We start from the raw sequence: 17,630 nt of genomic DNA, 5'->3' as shown, positions 1-17,630 counted from the left end.
AACCTGAAATTAACACGCGCGAAACATTTGCCGTTTTGCGCCCGGCGCCCCTTGGCTTTGCTGAAGACCAACGCTCAACTGGTTGATCGTGTTGGCTTCTCTAGCTGAATAGGGGGCGCGGGCGTGCCGTTTCGGGGCAAAGTCCGAGCAAAATGAATGCGATAGCTGTCACGCCGGTTTCGCCGACTCGATCAGTCGCTTGCAATTTCCGATGGCGTCGGTCGGGGGCACGACGAGAGGCGGTGCCGGGCCGTGGCGATGGCGGCGAAGGGGACGCTGCCGGGGCGCAGGCCTTACCATGTGCGCGGCCGCCGAGCGGCCGGTCCCATCACAGAGCCCCCATGCACAAGCACACCCCACGCCCGGCTGGACGGCCGGCATGAGCGAGACCTTGCAGGCCGCGATCGCGGCGCTTCTCATCCCCGACACCGACCTGCGCCTGGGCGACAGCGAGGCGCGCATCCGCGCCGGCGCGGCCGACGGCCGGGTCGCGGTGTCGATTTCCGCCGGCTTCCCCCTGGGCGGCCTGCGCGCCGGGCTGGAGCGTTCGATCGGCGAGCTGCTGGCTGCGCAATCGCTGAGCCTGGCCAGCCTGGAACTGAATTCGCGCATCGTCGCCCACGCGGTCCAGCCCAAGCTGGCGCCGCTGCCGAACGTGCGCAACCTGATCGCGGTGGGTTCGGGCAAGGGCGGGGTCGGCAAATCGACCACCGCGGTCAACCTGGCCCTGGCCCTGGCGGCCGACGGCGCCCGGGTCGGCGTGCTCGATGCCGACATCTACGGCCCCAGCGTGCCGACCATGCTCGGCGTGCACGGCAAGCCCGACAGCCCGGACGGCAAGCACATCGAGCCGCTGCGCGCGCACGGCGTGGAGGCGATGTCGATCGGTCCGCTGGTCGAGCAGGACACGCCGATGATCTGGCGCGGCCCGATGGCGACCTCGGCCCTGACCACCTTGCTCAACGATACCCAGTGGGGCGAGCTGGACTATCTGATCGTCGACCTGCCGCCCGGCACCGGCGACATCCAGTTGACCCTGTCGCAGAAGATCCCGGTCGCCGGCGCGGTGATCGTGACCACACCGCAGGAGGTCGCGACCCTGGACGCGCGCAAGGCGCTGCGCATGTTCGAGAAGGTCGAGGTGCCGGTGCTGGGCCTGATCGAGAACATGGCCGTGCATGTGTGCACGAACTGCGGCCACACCGAGCATCTGTTCGGCGAAGGCGGCGGCGCGCGCATGGCGGCGCAGTACGGCGTGCCGCTGTTGGGCAGCCTGCCGCTGGAACTGGCGATCCGCGAACAGGGCGATGCCGGCGTGCCGCTGGTCGCGGCCCAGCCCGACTCGGCCGCGGCGCGCGCCTACCGCGGCGTGGCGCGGCGGCTGGCGGTGGCGCTGGCGCGGCGCCCGCGCACCACGCCCTCGATCTCGGCCTCGCTGCTGGGCTGAGCGCGGCGCGGCCGTTTTAACCCCTACAATCGGCAGCCAGGCTGCCCTCACTGGAACACCGCATGAGCATCAAGTCCGACCGTTGGATCCGCCGCATGTCCGAGCAGCACGGCATGATCGAGCCGTTCGAGCCCGGCCAGGTCAAGCACGCATCCGACGGCCAGCGCATCGTCAGCTACGGCACCTCCAGCTACGGCTACGACGTGCGCTGCTCGCGCGAGTTCAAGGTCTTCACCAACATCAACTCGACCATCGTCGACCCCAAGCACTTCGATCCGGGCAGCTTCGTCGACGTCGAGAACGACGTCTGCATCATCCCGCCGAACTCCTTCGCCCTGGCGCGCACGGTGGAGTACTTCCGCATCCCGCGCGATGTGCTGGTGGTGTGCCTGGGCAAGAGCACCTACGCGCGCTGCGGCATCATCGTCAACGTGACCCCGTTGGAACCGGAGTGGGAAGGCCACGTGACCCTGGAATTCAGCAACACCACGCCGCTGCCGGCGCGGATCTACGCCAACGAGGGCGTGGCGCAGATGCTGTTCTTCCAGTCCGACGAGGTCTGCGACACCTCGTACAAGGACCGCGGCGGCAAGTACCAGGGCCAGACCGGCGTAACCCTGCCGCGCACCTGATCCGCGATCGGGCTGCGGCCGTCGCAGGGGCGATGGCGGGCGAGTGCCCGCGCGTCCCTGCGGGATCGTCGTCCCCGCGAATGCGGGGAGCCAGGGACTTCAGCGCAATTCTCCCAGAGCGCTCCGGCGCCTCCGTCGCGACGACGATGGGGTGGCGCCTCGCATCCGCGTGCTCGGACGGCGCGTCCGGATCGTGTCGATCCGGCGCGATCGCGTGCGGCCGTGCCGCGCCCGGTCCGTTGCGCGATCGGCGCCGCCGGTCGCGGACCGGCGGCTTTCGGCGCGGCACGATGTGCCTTAAGTCACGTTGTCCTGCTATCTTCGCCGCCTGGATTTTCGTGGCGTCGCGGCAGGGGGCCGACGAACGCCCATTACCTGCAAGGAGAGAAGAATGGACCCTCAGAACCCCTACCAGAGCCCGCAGTCGTCGCTGACCGAACCGGCGTACGGCGAAGAGGAGCTGGCCGGACGCGGCATCCGCCTGGTCGCGGCGATCATCGACGGCGTGATCATGCTGGTGCTGCTGCTGCCGTTGATGTTCGTCGGCGGCTATTTCGAACAGGCCCTGACCGCCGCCCAGAACGGTCAGCAGACTTTCGGCCTGCAGTTCCTGTGGGGCCTGATCGGCGTGATCCTGTTCTTCGTGATCCAGGCCTATCCGCTCAACCAGAGCGGCCAGACCTGGGGCAAGAAGGTCATGAAGATCAAGATCGTCGACATGGACGGGTTGCAGCCGAGCCTGGTCGAACTGCTCGGCAAGCGCTATCTGTTCTCGCAGGGCGTGGGCCTGATTCCCTGCCTGGGCGCGATCGTCCAGCTGGTGGACGTGCTGATGATCTTCCGCGACGACCGTCGCTGCCTGCACGACCAGATCGCCGGCACCAAGGTGGTGGTCGCGCGCTGATCCAGCCCGCACCGCCTGGCCTTCCGACGCGCCGATGCCGCTGGCATCGGCGCGTTTTTCGTTCGTGGGACGCCGCCGCTTCCTGTAGGAGCGGCGCAAGCCGCGACCGCGCTGCCTCGGTCTCGCGGCGTCGGTCGTTCGGTGGCTGCGAAAACAAAGCTCCGCCCTTCAGCGGGGGTAACTTTCTTCGGCTGCCCTGTAGGAGCGGCGCAAGCCGCGACCACGCTGCCTCGGTCTCGCGGCGTCGGTCGTTCGGAGGCTGCGAAAACAAAGCTCCGCCCTTCAGCGGGGGCCAATTTTCTTCGGCTGCCCTGTAGGAGCGGCGCAAGCCGCGACCGCGCTGCCTCGGTCTCGCGGCGTCAGTCGTTCGGAGGCTGTGAAAACCAAAGCTCCCGCCTTTCAGCGGCGAAGCAACTTTCTTCGGCTGCCCTGTAGGAGCGGCGTAAGCCGCGACCACGCTGTCTCGGTCTCGCGGCGTCGGTCGTTCGGAGGCTGCGAAAACCAAAGCTCCCGCCTTTCAGCGGCGGAGCAACTTTCTTCGGCTGCCCTGTAGGAGCGGCGTAAGCCGCGACCGCGCTGTCTCGGTCTCGCGGCGTCTGTCGTTCGGAGGCTGTGAAAACCAAAGCTCCCGCCTTTCAGCGGCGGAGCAACTTTCTTCGGCTGCCCTGTAGGAGCGGCGTAAGCCGCGACCACGCTGTTTCGGTCTCGCGGCGTCCGTCGTTCGAAGGCTGCGAAAACCAAAGCTCCCGCCTTTCAGCGGCGGAGCAACTTTCTTCGGCTGCCCTGTAGGAGCGGCGTAAGCCGCGACCGCGCTGTCTCGGTCTCGCGGCGTCTGTCGTTCGGAGGCTGTGAAAACCAAAGCTCCCGCCTTTCAGCGGCGGAGCAACTTTCTTCGGCTGCCCTGTAGGAGCGGCGTAAGCCGCGACCGCGCTGTTTCGGTCTCGCGGCGCCTGTCGTTCGAAGGCTGTGAAAACAAAGCTTCCGCCCGCAAGCGGGCGGGTAACTTTCTTTTGGCGCCCCAAAAGAAAGTCACCAAAGAAAAACGCATTTGCGCGAAGCTCCCCTGCGAGTTCGATGCTTGCGCCGGGATTTTTCGATAAGACATCCCTGTCTTATCGAAAAACGGCGCACGTCCTGTGCGCCGCCCTTCGGGTCTGCAATGGTTCTCGCGAGCTCGGTGCTGCGCCAAGCTCTTAACAGCAATAGCAGCAGGTGCTGTGCGGCCGGGGAAAGGCCCCAGTTGCCGCTCGCGCCCCACTGCGCTCAGGGCTTCTGATAAGTGACGAAAAAGCCTTGCAGGTCGCCGTTCTCGATGTACGGTTCGACGCTGACCACGTCGTAGCCGCGGGTGGTGAAGGCCTGGTGGGCGCGGCTCAGCGCGTTGGCGGCGCCCTGGTTGCGGAAGCCCCAGCTGGCGTCGACCCACAGGGTCACCGCGCGCAGGTTCTTGCTGACCGCCTCTTGCGCGACCTGGTCGGGGTTTTTGTCGAACAGGCCGGCCTGGGCCGGAGCGAGCGCGGACAAGGCGAGTACGAAAGCGAGCAGCAGGCGGTTCATGGGGGAAGTCTCCAGGGCAAGAGGAAGGCGTCGGGCCTAGTGCTCGGCGCCGCCGGCGAGGCGGCGGTCGGTGCGGGTGTCGAGGGCCGTGCGCAGCGCCACGCGCAGGCCCGCGGCGACGGTCTCGATCGCCAGGCTCGGCGCGCCGGGATGGCGCGCGGCCTGGGCGGGAGCATACGGAATGTGGATGAAGCCGCCTCGAACGCCGGCGTGTTCGCGCAGCGCGTGCATCAGTCCGTAGAACACGTGATTGCAGACATAGGTGCCGGCGGTCTGCGAAATCTCGGCCGGGATCTCGGCGGCGAGCAGGGCCGCGCGCATGGCCTTGATCGGCAGGTCGCTGAAATAAGCCGCCGGGCCGCCCTCGACCACCGGCCGGTCGATCGGCTGCGCGCCGAGATTGTCGGGGATGCGCGCGTCGTCGACGTTGATCGCGACGCGTTCCAGCGCCAGCTGCGCGTGTCCGCCGGCCTGGCCGACGCACAAGACCAGGGCCGGCGCTGTCTGCTCGATCGCCGTGCGCAAGGCATCGAGCGAAGCGTCGAACGCGACCGGCAGGCAGCGGACGACGATGCGATGGCCGGCGAGCGTTTCGCCGTCGAGCCGGCGCACCGCGTCCCAGCTGGGGTTCTCGGTTTCGCCGCCGAACGGCGCGAAGCCGGTCAGCAGCACGCAGGGCAGGTCGGTCACCGGAAAGCGATCCAATACATCAGCAGGACATTGCAGCCCAGCAGGAGCAGACCGGTCGGCCACTGCGCGCGGATCACCCCGTACGGGTCCTTGAGTTCGAGCAGGGCCGCGGGCACCAGGTTGTAGTTGGCCGCCATCGGCGTCAGCAAGGTGCCGCAATAGCCCGAGAGCATGCCGATCGCGGCCAGCGATGCGGCGTCGGCGCCGTGCTGCTGGACCAGCAACGGCAAGGCGATACCGGCGGTCATGACCGGAAACGCGGCGAAGGCGTTGCCCATGATCACGGTGAACAAGGCCATGCCGACGGCGTAGGCGACCACGACCGCGAAGGCGTTGTCGACCGGGATCACGGCGCGCACGACGCCGGCCACCGCCTGGCCGACGCCGCCGGCTTCGAACACGCTGCCCAACGTCGCCAGCAGCAACGGCAGCAACGCGGCCCAACCGATCGCGTCGACCAGCCGGCGCGATTGTTCGATCCCGCTCCACGGCGTCTGCCGGGTCAGCCGGCAGGCGGCGATCAGGCCCGCCACGCAGGCCAGCGCCAGCGCGATCAGGGTCAGGTTGGCGGGGTCCAGCAACGGCGTTTGGCCGATGCGTACGTGCTTGAGGCCGAGCGCGCCGACCAGGGTCACCGTCGGGATCAGCAGTGCCGGCCAGAACAGGCGATTGCCCAGCCGCTGCGCCTCGGCCTGTTTGTAGTCGGCGTCGGTCTCGGCATAGGCGCCCTTGCCGAGCGCGCCGAACCCGGCCAGGGCCGCCAGTGCGACCACGCAGACGCCGACCGCGCGCACCGGCAGGTGCTCGGCGGCGACCATCAGCACGGCGATCAGGCCCCAGAACGCCGCCGTGCCCCAGCGCCGCGGGTTGGCGCGGTCGCGCGCGCCGCGCAGGGCCAGCGCGGCGAAATAGGCGCCCATCAGCCAGTAAACGAAGTCCAGGGTGAGCAGGCCGCCGGCGTCGTTGTGCGCAATCATGCCGGCGGCGCTCCCGGTTCGAGGTCCGCGGCGGCGGCGCGTTGGCGCGTCAGCCGGCGTTCGAAGCGCAGGATGCGCACGACGTGGATGGCAAAGGCGCAGATCGCGGTCGGGATGCCCCACAAGGCGATCTGCAACGGGTCGAGCTGGAGCCCGTGCTCGGCGAAGAAACTCTGGATCAGCAGCACCGCGCCGAAGGCGATGAAGATGTCTTCGCCGAAGAACAGGCCGACGTTGTCGGTGCCGGCGGCCATGGCCCGGATCCGCTCGCGCTGGTCCGCATCGAGCGCGCCGTGGCGGCTTTCGGCGGCGCCTTCGGCCATCGGCGCCAGCAGCGGACGCACGGTCTGCGGATGGCCGCCGAGACTGGTCAGGCCGACCGCCGAGGCGAGCTGGCGCATCAGCAGATAAGCGATCAACAGGCGGCCCAGGGTCGCGCCGCGCAAACGTGCGATCCAGCGTTGCGCATGTTCTTTCAGGCCGTGGCGTTCGAGCAGGCCGATCACCGGTAGGGTCAGCAGGAACAGCAGCAGGAAGCGTTTCTCGGCGAAGCCCTTGCCGATCACGTCGAGCACGTCCAGCGGCGACAGGCCGGCGCTGAGTCCGGTGACGAAGCCGGCGGCGACCACGACCAGGGCCGGGTTCAATCGCAGCACGAAACCCAGCACCACGGCGGCGACGCCGAGCAGGGGCCAATAGTTCATTGCATCACCTCGCGGGCGGCGGCAGCGGGGGCGGGGAGTGTGGAGTGGGAGGATCGGGAGCGTCGGCCGATGCGCATGCGGCTCAGGCCAGCGCCTGGATGCGCACGCCGTCGGCCAGCAGCGCCTCGCGCACGGCGCGGGCGAAGGCCGGCGCGTCGGCGCGGTCGCCGTGCAGACACAGGGTGTCGGCGCGCAGGCGCAGCGGTCCCTCGGCGGTGTCGACTTCGCCGTCGAGAACCAGGCGGCGGACCTGGGCGATCGCCTGCGCCAGCGATTCGATCACCGCGCCGGGCCGGCCGCGCGGCAACAGGCGGCCGTTGCCGGCGTAGCCGCGCTCGGCGAACACCTCGTGCGCGGCGCGCAGGCCGGTGCGTTCGGCGGCGTCGGTGAGTTGCGACTGGGCCAGCCCGTAGACGATCAGCTGCGGATCGAACGCGGCGACGGCGCCGACGATGGCCTCGGCGACGACGCGGTCGTCGGCGGCGAGGTTGTACAGCGCGCCGTGCGGCTTGACGTGGGTCAGGCGCACGCCCTCGCCGGCGGCGACCGCGCCGAGCCGGGCGAGCTGGCCGAGCATCAGCAGGCCGATCTCGTCGCGGTCCAGCGACAAGGTGCGGCGGCCGAAGTGTTCCGGATCGTCGTAGCCCGGATGCGCGCCGGCGGCGACGCCGTGTTCGCGGCACAGGCGCAGGGTCGCGCGCATGGTCGACTCGTCGCCGGCATGGCCGCCGCAGGCGATATTGGCCGAGCTGACGTAGGGCAGGATCGCCGCATCGTCGCCGCAGCCTTCGCCGAGGTCGCAATTGAAGTCGATGCGGTACTGCATGGCCTTGCCGCGGGGTTCGATGCGCGGCTAGTTGCGCTTGAACAGCAGGCCCAGGCCGACCGCGATCAGGATCGCCGGCCACCAGGTCAGCAGCAGCTTGGTCAGGCTGAGGTTGGTGAAGCCGAGGTTGTTGAGCAGGAACAGGGTGCCGATGACGATCAGGATCAGGGCGCCGACGACATGGGATTTCATTGCTGCGTTCTCGTGCTGATGCGGGGCGCCGGGCCCGGGGACGCATGCAGTCTAGTCGGGTTGGAGTAGGCGACCAAGAGGGCGCGGCGGATAGGGGACGCAGGCCGCAGATCGGTTGGGCGCGAGACGCGATGGGATCGATGGGGTTGCGTTTGTTGCGGTGCAATACGGCATCGATGTCGATGTCGATGGCGGACACGGCGGTGGCCGGAGATGCCTGACTTCGGCAATCGGTCCGTTGCCACGGCGGAGCGGGCGCATGCGTGCGCCGGCGTCGCGGCGCGATGGCGGCGCGAGAGATGGAGGCGGTAGGGCAAGCCCGTTGGTCGTCTTTTGAAAGGGGCGGGCTGCTGCGCGCTTGTTGAGCGCGCGGTTGCGCCGGGAGCATCCGCCCCCTCGGGATAAGGGGGCGGGCGCCTGCGCGAATCGGCGTCGTGGCGCGGCCGCTGCGCCGGGGATTCGCTCCGGCTCAGCGCGAGCCGTTGGCCGGGGCCGGCGCGGCCGTCGCCGCCGTCGCGGTGGACGCGGCGGTCGCCGCCGGCGCCATCCACAACTTGGTCTCCGGCGCGGTGCCGAGCATCTGCGCGCGCAGCAGCGGAATCGGCGGGCCGCCGTAGCTCAGGAACTGGTCGTGGAACGACTTCCAGGCGCTGCGGCCGCCGCGCGATGCGGTCCAGTCTTCGCGCAACTGCTGGATCATCAGCTTGCCGAGGGTGTAGTTCAGATACGCCGGGTCGTAGGTGCCGCGCGCGGCCTGCTGGCGCGCGTTGCCCGGGTCCTGGAAGGCCTTGTCCTTGAACATCTGCTCGGACTCGGCCACGGTCATACCGCCGGTATGCAGGCCGATCGCGGACAGGTAACGCACGTTGCGCAGCAGTGCGTTGGTCAGCTGGCCGATGTGGATCTCCGGCGTCGCGCCGTCCAGGCCGGCGTCGAACATCATCTCTTCGGTGTAGTGCGCCCAGCCCTCGGCGTAGGCGTAGCCGACGAACAACTGAGCGAACTTCCACTGCGAACGGTTGGCGTGCAGGAACTGCAGGAAATGCCCCGGCCAGACTTCGTGCGCCGAAGTGAACAGCAGGTCGGCCTTGCCCGGGACATACGCGTCCTGTTCGGCCTTGGGCCACTTCGGGTCCGGCGGGGCGATGTAGTACACCGAGGGCAGGTTCTTTTCGTACGGCCCCGGGATCTCGATGTAGGCGAAATTGTTGCGGTTGAACGGCGGCGCCTCTTCGACCTTGGCCTCCTCGGTGCCCGGAATCGTCACCAGGTCCTTGTCGACCAGGAACTGGCGCAGCCCGACCAGTTGCTTGCGCGCGCCCTCGACCGCGCCGCCGGCCGGCTTGTCGGCGTTGACCTGTTCGATGCACTCGGCGATCGGCTTGCCCTTGGCATAGGCCTCGCACGCGCTTTGCAGCGCAGCCAGGTTGCGCGCCAGGTCGGCTTCGCCGGCGGCCCTCAGCCGGTCCAGCGGCAGGTCCACGCCCTCGGTGGCCTTGAGCATCTTGGCGAACTTGTCCGCGCCCAGGGCGAAGTCCACCGGTGCCCGGCCCTTCTGCAGTTTCATGTGCTCGGCCAACTCCCGCAGCGCCACCGTGGCCATGGCGTTGGACTGCTTGAGCCGCAGTTGCAGCTTCTCGTCCTGGACCCCGGCGAAGATCTTCGGCACGTCCTTGTCGAAGAACTCGGCCATGCCGCCGAACACCGCGCTGCCGAGCTGGATGTAGGTGTCCGGCAGCGGCCCCTGCAGGTTGGCGCGGATCTGCGCGACCGCCTTGGGCAGGTTTTCCTGATAGGTCGCGAACGCGGCCATGCGCTGCTCCAGCGGCGCGTAGGGACGGGTCAGGTACATGCTCGGCGACAGGTCGCCCATGTAGAAGGCCGGGTTCTTGGTCGCGAAGCCGGAGTCTTCCAGCCAGAACAATTGGCCGTCGATCACCGCGCGCACGTAGTCGCGCTGGTAGCGCTGCGCGGGCGTGAGCCGGTCGTCGGCGAAGGCGGAGACGGCGTCGCGCTGCTGGTGCAGCCACTGTGCGGTGCGCTTCAGGCCTTCCGGCGAGAAGTCCGGCAGGCGGCCGTCGAATTCGTGCTTGCCGGCGTTCGCGCCCCAGGTCGGATAGCGCTCGAAGAAGCCCTGGATGAACTGGTCGACCGCGCTGTCCCAGGCGGCATCGGCCACGGCCGGCGCGGCGGCGCTGTCGGCGGGTTGGGAGGCGGGCGCGGGCGCGCCCTGTTTGCAGCCGGCGCTCAGCGCGGCGGCGACGCAGACGGACAACGACAGCAGACGCAGGGACGGCATGCGGAAACCTCCGGACAGCGATGGCGACGGGGCGGGGCGGCGCGCGGCGCGGAGCCGATCGCGACGATGTCGCCGATCCTCGCGGTTCCGGCTGCGGCGGCGATAGTGTCTTTTGCCCTAGGCGGATGCAGAATCCGGCACAGTTCCGGCACCGTTCCCGCGCGGTGTCGCCGCCGCAGCCGGCGGCGAACGCGGCGCGCGCCGGTTCAGCGACACCGTGGCCTCGCACACGCGGCCATGCCGCAAGAGTCGCGAACTGGCGAAAGCCTTCAGGCCAGGCGCGGGTTCAGTCGCGCAAGCGCGCATCCACGGCCACCCGTAAGCGCGCCAGGCGTTGCTGGCGCTCGCGCCAGGCCGCCGCGGCTTCGGCCGCATCGCAGGCGCGAAAGCGCAACGGCGCGTTCGGAGCGGCCTGGGCCAGGCGCGGCAGGTCGGCGGCGATGACGTGGCCGAGGCGGGCGTAGCCGCCGACGGTCTGCGCATCGGCCAGCAAGACGATCGGTTGTCCGTCCGGCGGCAATTGCACGGTGCCGGGCGCGACCGGCTCCGACACGCCGGCGGCGGCCGGCGCCGGCAGCGAGGCGCCGGCCAGGCGCAGGCCCTGGCGGTCGCTGGCCGCGGCCACGCTCCAGGCCTGCGCGGCGAAACGCGCCTGCGCCTCGGCCAGGGCCGGCGCGGGCAGGGCGCGGTAGCGGATCGGGGCCTGGGTCGGCGGATCGAACTCGGGGTCGATCCACCAGCGGCTCCAGCGCGGCGCCTCGGTCGCGGGCCCGCACTGTTCGCCGAGTGTCAGCCGGTCGCCGGCCTGCAGGGCGCGGCCGGCGTAGCCGCCGAAACCGCCGCGCAGGTCGGTGCTGCGGCTGCCGAGTACCGGCGGCGCGGCGAAGCCGCCGGCCACCGCCAGCCAGGCGCGCACGCCGCCGCGCAAACCGCCCAGGCGCAGTTCGCCGGGCGGCAGCTCGATCGGCCGCCCCATCGTCGCCGGCAAGGGCCGGGCATCGAAACGCAAATCCAGCGCCGCGCCCAGCCAGGCCAGACGCAGCGGCCGCAGCAGGCGCAAGTGCGGACCGTGCAAACACATCTCGAGCACGGCCTGGTTCTCGTCGTTGCCGACCAGGCGGTTGGCCAGCGCGGCCAAACCAGGGTCCAACGCGCCGCTGTGCGCCACGCCCAGGTGGCGCCATCCCGGCCGGCCCTGGTCCTGCAGGCTGCTGAGTGGGCCGGGCGCGAGCACTTCGATGGCGGCGGGGGCGCGGTTCATGGCCAGGCCGCCTGCGCGCGCAAGCGCTCGAACGCGTCGGCGTCGATCGGCACGAACCGCACCCGGTCGCCCGGCATGAGCAAGGTCGGCGCCGTCCGGGTGGCATCGAACAGGTTCAGCGGAGTACGCCCGAGCAGGCGCCAGCCGCCGGGGCCGGGACGCGGGTAGATCCCGGTCTGGGCGCCGCCGATGGCGACGCTGCCGGCCGCGACCGCCGTGCGCGGCGTGTTCAGGCGCGGCAGGGCCAGCCCCGGGTCGAGGCCGGACAAGTAGGGAAAACCGGGGGCGAAACCGATCATCGCGACCCGGTACTGCGCGCCGGCATGGCGCTGGATCAACTGCAACGGCGACAGTCCGAGTTCGGCCGCAGACGGCTCCAGGTCGGGGCCGTAGTCGCCGCCGTAGGCGACCGGAATTTCGACCAGGCATGCGTCGCCGACTGCGTCGTCGTCGTCGCCTTGGCGCGAGTGCCATTGCGCGTGCAGCCAATCCAGCGCGGCTTCGGCGTCGATCGTTTGCGCATCGAAGAACACCGCCAGGCTGGCGTAGGCCGGCACCACGTCGCGCAGCCACGGCGGCGGTTGCCGGCGCAGGCGGGCGACCAAGGCATGCACCTGGGCGTTGAGCGTGTCGTCGATGCGCTCGCCCAGGCGCAGCAGCCAGGCGTCGTCGGCCAGCGGTTCGAACGCGATCGGCGGCATGGGCGGCGAGCCGGTCGCGGGCGTCACTCCGCCAGCGCGTCCTGCAGCCGGCGGATGCGTTGGACCAGGGTTTCCGGCGAATACGGCTGGGCGGTGGCCATGCCCCATACCGGCCGCGGCCAGGCGATGTCCTCGCGGTAGCGCGCGATCACGTGCACGTGCAACTGCGGCACCAGATTGCCGAGCGCGGCGACGTTGAGCTTGTGCGGCTTGAACGCGCCCTGCAGGGCGCGGCTGGTACGGGCGATTTCGCGGGTCAGCGCCTGCTGCTGAGCCTCGTCGAGATCGATCAGCTCGACCGCGCCGTCCACCCGCGGCACCAGGATCAGCCAGGGATGATTGGCGTCGTCCATCAGGCGCAGTTCGCACAATTCGAATTGCGCCACCGGATGGGTGTCGTCGGCCAGTTGCGGGTGCAGGTGCCAGGCGTTCATTTCAGCGTGTCTGCGAAGAAGTCGAGGGTCCGCCGCCAGGCCAGTGCGGCGCTGTCGGGGTCGTAGTCGGCGCGCTGGTCGCAGTTGAAGCCGTGGCCGGCGTCGTAAAGGTAGATCGGCGCGTTCGGCAGCGCCTGCCGGTGCTGTTCGATCGCTTCCGGCGGGATGCTGCCGTCGTGGCGGCCGAAGTGGAACGCGATCGGCGCCCGGGTCGCTTCGCCGAGGAAGGGCAGGGTGCGCGCGCCGTAGTAGCTGACCGCGGGCAGGCCGTGGCGGGTATTGGCCAGGAAGGCCAGCGAACCGCCCCAGCAGAAGCCGACCGCGCCGGTGCGCAGGCCCTCGCTCTGCAGCCGGTGCGCGGCGGCGCCGACGATGTCGCTGGCGCGGTCGAAGCCGACCGCGTTGCGCAGCTCGACCCCGCGCGCGGCCGCAGACTGGTCGTAGCCCAGTTCGACCCCGGTCTCGACCGGGTCGAACACGGCCGGCGCCAGCACGACGTAGCCGGCTTCGGCGAAGCGCTCGGCGACCGCGCGGATGTGCGCGTTGACGCCGAAGATCTCCTGGATCACCACCAGGCCGCCGCGCGGCACCCCGCTGGGGTCGGCGCGCCAGGCGCGGACCGGGCCGGCCGGGGTGTCGAGGTCGATCCACTGGGCCATGGGCCTTGCTCCTATGCGAATGAACCTTGGTTCGCGGCCAGTTTAGCCGCGGAGGCTATAATTCGCGCCCCCGGCGTCGCCGGATCCGGGCCGCCGGCCCGCCGCCCATCGGGCGTCCTCGTTCAGGTCTCCGCGTTCATGTCTTCCGCCAGCGTTTCGCCCGCCAATCCCAAAGTCGGTTTCGTCAGCCTCGGTTGCCCCAAGGCCCTGGTCGATTCCGAGCGCATCCTCACCCAGCTGCGGGTCGAGGGCTACGACATCGTGCAGAGCTACGACGACGCCGACGTGGTGGTGGTCAACACCTGCGGCTTCATCGATTCGGCGGTGACCGAGTCGCTGGACGCGATCGGCGAGGCGATCGCCGAGAACGGCAAGGTCATCGTCACCGGCTGCCTGGGCAAGCGCTCGGAGCTGATCCGCGAAGCGCATCCGGACGTGCTGTCGATCAGCGGCCCGCAGGACTACGGCAGCGTGATGAGCGCGGTGCACGCGGCGCTGCCGCCCAGGCACGATCCGTTCATCGACCTGGTGCCGCGACCGGCTTCGCATCGGCTCGACGACGGCATCGGCATCAAGCTGACGCCGAAGCACTACGCCTATCTGAAGATTTCCGAAGGCTGCAATCACCGCTGCAGCTTCTGCATCATTCCCTCGATGCGCGGCGACCTGGTCTCGCGCCCGGTCGACGAAGTGCTGCGCGAAGCCGAGAAGTTGGCGATGGGCGGGGTCAAGGAGCTGCTGGTGATCTCGCAGGACACCTCGGCCTACGGCGTCGACCTGAAGTACGCCGCGCGCGAATGGCGCGGCAACGGCTACCAGACCCGGATGAAGGCGCTGTGCGAGGGCCTGGCCGAACTCGGCATCTGGACCCGCCTGCACTACGTGTATCCATACCCGCACGTCGACGACATCATCCCGCTGATGGCGGAAAACGGCGCCCACGGCATGCCCAAGCTGCTGCCGTACCTGGACATCCCGTTCCAGCACGCCAGCCCGCGCGTGCTCAAGCTGATGAAGCGCCCCGGCGCGGTCGACAAGACCCTGGAGCGGATCCAGCGCTGGCGCTCGATCGCCCCGGACATCGCCATCCGCAGCACCTTCATCGTCGGTTTCCCGGGCGAGACCGAGGCCGAGTTCGAAGAACTGCTCGATTTCCTCGACGAAGCCCAACTCGACCGCGTCGGCGCCTTCGCCTATTCGCCGGTCGACGGCGCCCAGGCCAACGACTTGCCCGATCCGGTGGATGAAGAGGTCAAGCAAGAGCGCTTGGCCCGCTTCATGGAGCGGCAGGCGGAGATTTCCGCGGCCAAGCTCGAGGCCAAGGTCGGCAGCGTGCAGCGCTGTCTGGTCGACGCGATCGACGGCGATCTGGCGATCGCCCGCTCGATGGCCGACGCGCCGGAGATCGACGGCCTGGTGCAGATCCAGAACGGCCTGGAAGCGCAACTGCGCGTCGGCCAGTTCGTCGACGTCGAGATCATGGGCAGCGACGAGCACGATCTGTACGGCGAGGCGCTGCTGCCGGAGTGAGGGGGCGATGGCCGGGGCGGGAGCGACAGCGCTGTCGCTTTGCGCCGCGGCGACGCGGCAGGGGATTTGCGTGTCAGCCCCGGCGGGCGCGGCCGCGAAACCTCAGCGCAGCCCCAGCTTGCGCTTGCACAGGCGCAGATTCGTCCGCGCCGGACGGACGATGCTGAGCCGACGGTCGAGCAGCACCGGCGGCCAGCTGTCGGCGAGTTCGGCATCGTCGAGCGCGGCCTCTTCGGCGTACGGCTGCAGGGTGGCCAGGCATTCGCGATAACGGCCGTTGTGGTACTGGGTGATGGCCAGGTCGTTGCGGATATCGCCTTCGTCCTCCCAGCTCAGGGTGCGCCCGCATCGGCTCAGCACCGGCGCCAGGGTCGCCAGCGCCTGCGCGTAGCGCTTGCCGTCGTAGCTGTGCTTGAACGCGTCGCGAGTGCGGCGCAGACCGTCGCTGGCGCACTCGGGCGCGACCTTCAGATAGTCGGCATCGAAGCCGCCGTTGGCGCCGCAGTAGCGCTTGCACTCGGCCGGCGTCGTCATCGCCACGTCGATGCTTTCGCCGTTGTCGGCCAGGGTGATGCGGCATTCCGGCAGGTCGCCGTCGGCGGCGACCCGGCCGCGGCCGCGCTCGAGCGTGCCGCTGAGTTCGCAGTAATGGCCGACATTGACGGTGAGGATCTCGAACCGCTGCCGGCCGCTGCCGCCGGCGCTGATCTTGAGCGTGCCCCAGCCCTTGCCGGTGATGTACTCGCCCGGCGCCAGCGCGGTCCGCTCGGCCGCCGCCGCAGGAGCCAGGACCAGCGCGCTCAGCAGCGCGACGGCGAAAACGCGAGAGCGGGGAAGCAGGGGCATGAGCGGCATCCTTGTCCGGAGGGAGAGAGGGGATGGTAAGGCAGGGCGGCAGACAGGGGGGAAGCGGGAGCCGGGCGACGGCGCCGACAGGCGCGGGACTCCGAACCCCCAATCCCGCACCCTACACCGCCAAGCCCGCCGCATGGCCCGACGCCCACGCCCATTGGAAGTTGTAGCCGCCCAGCCAACCGGTGACGTCGAGCACTTCGCCGACGAAGTACAGGCCCGGCACGCGCTTGGACTGCATCGTGCTCGACGAGACTTCGTCGGTGTCGACGCCGCCGAGGGTGACTTCGGCGGTGCGGTAGCCTTCGGTGCCGCTCGCGACCAGCGGCCAATCGGACAGGGTCGCGGCCAACTGCTTCAGCTCCGGCGCGTTGTACTGCTTCATCGGCTTGTTCGCCAGCCAGAGCTCGCACAGCCGCTGGGCGAACCGCTTGGGCAGGGTTTCGCCGAGCACGGTCTTGAGTTCGGCCGCCGGCCGCTGACGTTGCTGGGCGAGCAGCCAGTCCAGCGCGTCGCGGCCGGGCAACAGGTCCAGGCGCAGATCGTCGCCGGGCTGCCAGTAGGACGAGATCTGCAGGATCGCCGGGCCGCTGACGCCGCGGTGGGTGATCAGCATCTGGTTGCTGAAGGCTTGGCCGTTGCAACTCGCGGTCACCGGCAGGGCGACCCCGCTGAGGTCGTGCAAGCGTTCCTGGTGTTTGCCGCTGAGGGTCAGCGGCACCAGCCCGGCGCGGGTCGGCAGCACGCGGTGGCCGAAGCGGCGCGCCAGTTCGTAGCCGAAGCCGCTGGCGCCCATGCTCGGGATCGACAGCCCGCCGCTGGCCACCACCAAGGCCGGTGTGGCGACGTTGCCGTGCGCGGTGTGCAGGCGGAACGGCGCGTCGTCGCCGTCGCCGTGGTGCAGGGCGTCGATGCCGTGGCCGGTTTCGATCCGCACGCCGGCGGCCTGGCATTCGTCGACCAGCATCTTCACGATCAGCTTCGACGACAGATCGCAGAACAGCTGGCCGAGCTCTTTCTCGTGGTAGGCGATGCGGTGGCGCTCGACCATCGCGATGAAATCCCAGGGCGAATAGCGCGCCAGCGCCGACTTGCAGAAATGCGGATTGGCCGACAGGTAATTCGCCGGCGCGGTGCCGGTGTTGGTGAAATTGCAGCGCCCGCCGCCGGACATCAGGATCTTCTTGCCGACCTTGTTGGCGTGCTCCAGCACCAGCACGCGCTTGCCGCGCCGGCCGGCGGTCAGCGCGCACATCAAGCCGGCGGCGCCGCCGCCGACGATGACGGCGTCGTAACGCTCCGCCATCTCAGGCCGCCCGGGTTTCCGCGCCGTGGCGCACGGTCGGGGTCAGGCCGAGTTGGGCGCTGTCGGTGCTCAACGCGACCTCGCCGTCCTGGATCTGGCAGTCCAGGCGGAAGCTGCGCTGGACCAGCCCGGCCATGGCCTCGACGGCGTCGGTGTCGACGTCGAGCACGGTCAGGTTCTTCAGCCGGCGCAGGCCGGCGGCGTTCTTATCCCACCAGAGGTCGGCGGCTCGGCCGCCGTAGTTGACCACCACCACCTGGCGCGCGCGGCCGCAGGCCTTGCGGATGCGCGATTCGTCCGGCTGGCCGACGTCGATCCACAGCTCGATCTCGCCGCTGTAGTCGCGCAGGCTCAGTTCGGGTTCGTCCTCGCCGCTGAGCCCCGGACCGAACTCCAACCGCTCGTGCGCGTGCAGGGCGAAGGCGAGCAGGCGCACCATCAAGCGTTGCTCGGTTTCGGACGGATGCTGGGCCAGGGTCAGGTTGTGGCCGGCGTAGTAGTGCCGGTCCATGTCGCTGACCTGCAGTTCGATTTTGACGATGGTGGCATTCGGCGCCATGGGCGGCCCTGCGGTAAAAACAGCGCGCATTCTAGGCGTTTGCGCGCACCGGCGTCGGTCGGCGCGATTCGGGCGCCCGGTCCGACCGGGCCGGCCGGGG

The 17,630-nt window shown here is 69.7% G+C and carries 18 protein-coding genes; 4 read left to right on the top strand and 14 right to left on the bottom strand.

Annotation, left to right across the window (positions count from 1 at the left end; genetic code table 11):
• Nucleotides 1-379: 379 nt before the first annotated feature.
• The 3 genes from apbC (at nucleotide 380) to V2J18_RS13875 (ending at nucleotide 2,983) form a co-directional block, all read left to right on the top strand.
• Nucleotides 380-1,447, top strand: a complete 1,068-nt coding sequence (apbC, locus tag V2J18_RS13885) for an iron-sulfur cluster carrier protein ApbC (RefSeq protein WP_336132055.1) — start codon at nucleotides 380-382, stop codon at nucleotides 1,445-1,447.
• A gap of 62 nt (nucleotides 1,448-1,509) precedes the next feature.
• Entirely contained in the window at nucleotides 1,510-2,079 is a 570-nt protein-coding gene (gene dcd, locus V2J18_RS13880) for a dCTP deaminase (protein ID WP_064747812.1), read from the top strand.
• A 391-nt stretch (nucleotides 2,080-2,470) separates the two neighbouring features.
• Nucleotides 2,471-2,983 carry an RDD family protein gene (locus V2J18_RS13875; protein WP_336132054.1) on the top strand — a complete coding sequence of 171 codons (513 nt, stop codon included), beginning with the start codon at nucleotides 2,471-2,473 and terminating at the stop codon, nucleotides 2,981-2,983.
• Nucleotides 2,984-4,246: 1,263 nt separating this feature from the next.
• Here the strand turns inward: V2J18_RS13875 and V2J18_RS13870 are convergent.
• The 11 genes from V2J18_RS13870 to V2J18_RS13820 all read right to left on the bottom strand — a co-directional run bounded on the left by V2J18_RS13870 (nucleotide 4,247) and on the right by V2J18_RS13820 (nucleotide 13,283).
• A complete protein-coding gene (locus V2J18_RS13870; RefSeq protein ID WP_064747494.1) occupies nucleotides 4,247-4,540 on the bottom strand; it encodes a hypothetical protein in 294 nt (97 codons plus the stop codon).
• A 36-nt stretch (nucleotides 4,541-4,576) separates the two neighbouring features.
• The gene (gene pcp, locus V2J18_RS13865; RefSeq protein ID WP_336132053.1) at nucleotides 4,577-5,230 is read right to left on the bottom strand and encodes a pyroglutamyl-peptidase I; all 654 of its coding nucleotides are present in this window, start codon (nucleotides 5,228-5,230) and stop codon (nucleotides 4,577-4,579) included.
• Nucleotides 5,227-6,207, bottom strand: coding sequence for a DUF979 domain-containing protein (locus V2J18_RS13860; protein WP_336132052.1), 981 nt, complete (start codon nucleotides 6,205-6,207; stop codon nucleotides 5,227-5,229). The genes pcp and V2J18_RS13860 overlap by 4 nt, the downstream gene beginning before the upstream one ends.
• The gene (locus V2J18_RS13855; protein WP_336132051.1) at nucleotides 6,204-6,911 is read right to left on the bottom strand and encodes a DUF969 domain-containing protein; all 708 of its coding nucleotides are present in this window, start codon (nucleotides 6,909-6,911) and stop codon (nucleotides 6,204-6,206) included. Before V2J18_RS13855 ends, V2J18_RS13860 begins: the two co-directional genes overlap by 4 nt.
• An 82-nt stretch (nucleotides 6,912-6,993) precedes the next feature.
• Nucleotides 6,994-7,737, bottom strand: coding sequence for a LamB/YcsF family protein (locus V2J18_RS13850; RefSeq protein WP_336132050.1), 744 nt, complete (start codon nucleotides 7,735-7,737; stop codon nucleotides 6,994-6,996).
• A gap of 27 nt (nucleotides 7,738-7,764) precedes the next feature.
• Nucleotides 7,765-7,929 (bottom strand): LiaI-LiaF-like domain-containing protein, encoded by a 165-nt coding sequence (locus V2J18_RS13845; RefSeq protein ID WP_087960695.1) that lies wholly within the window; start codon nucleotides 7,927-7,929, stop codon nucleotides 7,765-7,767.
• A 469-nt stretch (nucleotides 7,930-8,398) separates the two neighbouring features.
• The gene (locus V2J18_RS13840) at nucleotides 8,399-10,228 is read right to left on the bottom strand and encodes a DUF885 domain-containing protein (protein WP_336132049.1); all 1,830 of its coding nucleotides are present in this window, start codon (nucleotides 10,226-10,228) and stop codon (nucleotides 8,399-8,401) included.
• Nucleotides 10,229-10,514: 286 nt separating this feature from the next.
• Nucleotides 10,515-11,489: a 5-oxoprolinase subunit C family protein gene (locus tag V2J18_RS13835; RefSeq protein WP_064747499.1), complete on the bottom strand. Its 975-nt coding sequence runs from the start codon at nucleotides 11,487-11,489 to the stop codon at nucleotides 10,515-10,517.
• Nucleotides 11,486-12,190, bottom strand: coding sequence for a 5-oxoprolinase subunit PxpB (gene pxpB / locus V2J18_RS13830; RefSeq protein ID WP_336132048.1), 705 nt, complete (start codon nucleotides 12,188-12,190; stop codon nucleotides 11,486-11,488). Before pxpB ends, V2J18_RS13835 begins: the two co-directional genes overlap by 4 nt.
• Nucleotides 12,191-12,213: 23 nt before the next feature.
• Entirely contained in the window at nucleotides 12,214-12,624 is a 411-nt protein-coding gene (locus tag V2J18_RS13825; protein ID WP_064747500.1) for an HIT domain-containing protein, read from the bottom strand.
• Nucleotides 12,621-13,283 (bottom strand): dienelactone hydrolase family protein, encoded by a 663-nt coding sequence (locus V2J18_RS13820; protein WP_064747501.1) that lies wholly within the window; start codon nucleotides 13,281-13,283, stop codon nucleotides 12,621-12,623. Before V2J18_RS13820 ends, V2J18_RS13825 begins: the two co-directional genes overlap by 4 nt.
• Before the next feature lie 138 nt (nucleotides 13,284-13,421).
• Here V2J18_RS13820 and rimO point away from each other — a divergent pair, with 138 nt between their 5' ends.
• Nucleotides 13,422-14,813 carry a 30S ribosomal protein S12 methylthiotransferase RimO gene (rimO, locus tag V2J18_RS13815; RefSeq protein WP_336132047.1) on the top strand — a complete coding sequence of 464 codons (1,392 nt, stop codon included), beginning with the start codon at nucleotides 13,422-13,424 and terminating at the stop codon, nucleotides 14,811-14,813.
• A gap of 102 nt (nucleotides 14,814-14,915) precedes the next feature.
• Here the strand turns inward: rimO and V2J18_RS13810 are convergent, their stop codons facing one another.
• From V2J18_RS13810 to V2J18_RS13800, 3 genes are all read right to left on the bottom strand, one after another.
• Nucleotides 14,916-15,659, bottom strand: a complete 744-nt coding sequence (locus V2J18_RS13810) for a hypothetical protein (RefSeq protein WP_336132046.1) — start codon at nucleotides 15,657-15,659, stop codon at nucleotides 14,916-14,918.
• A 121-nt stretch (nucleotides 15,660-15,780) separates the two neighbouring features.
• Complete coding sequence (locus V2J18_RS13805) at nucleotides 15,781-16,971, bottom strand: BaiN/RdsA family NAD(P)/FAD-dependent oxidoreductase (protein WP_336132045.1); 1,191 nt, start codon at nucleotides 16,969-16,971, stop codon at nucleotides 15,781-15,783.
• Nucleotide 16,972: 1 nt separating this feature from the next.
• A complete protein-coding gene (locus tag V2J18_RS13800) occupies nucleotides 16,973-17,530 on the bottom strand; it encodes a YaeQ family protein (protein WP_336132044.1) in 558 nt (185 codons plus the stop codon).
• Nucleotides 17,531-17,630 lie beyond the last annotated feature (100 nt).

Origin of the sequence: Lysobacter firmicutimachus (genome assembly GCF_037027445.1) — a bacterium.
Lineage (GTDB): Bacteria > Pseudomonadota > Gammaproteobacteria > Xanthomonadales > Xanthomonadaceae > Lysobacter > Lysobacter firmicutimachus.
This window is presented reverse-complemented; position numbering and strand designations above follow the sequence as displayed.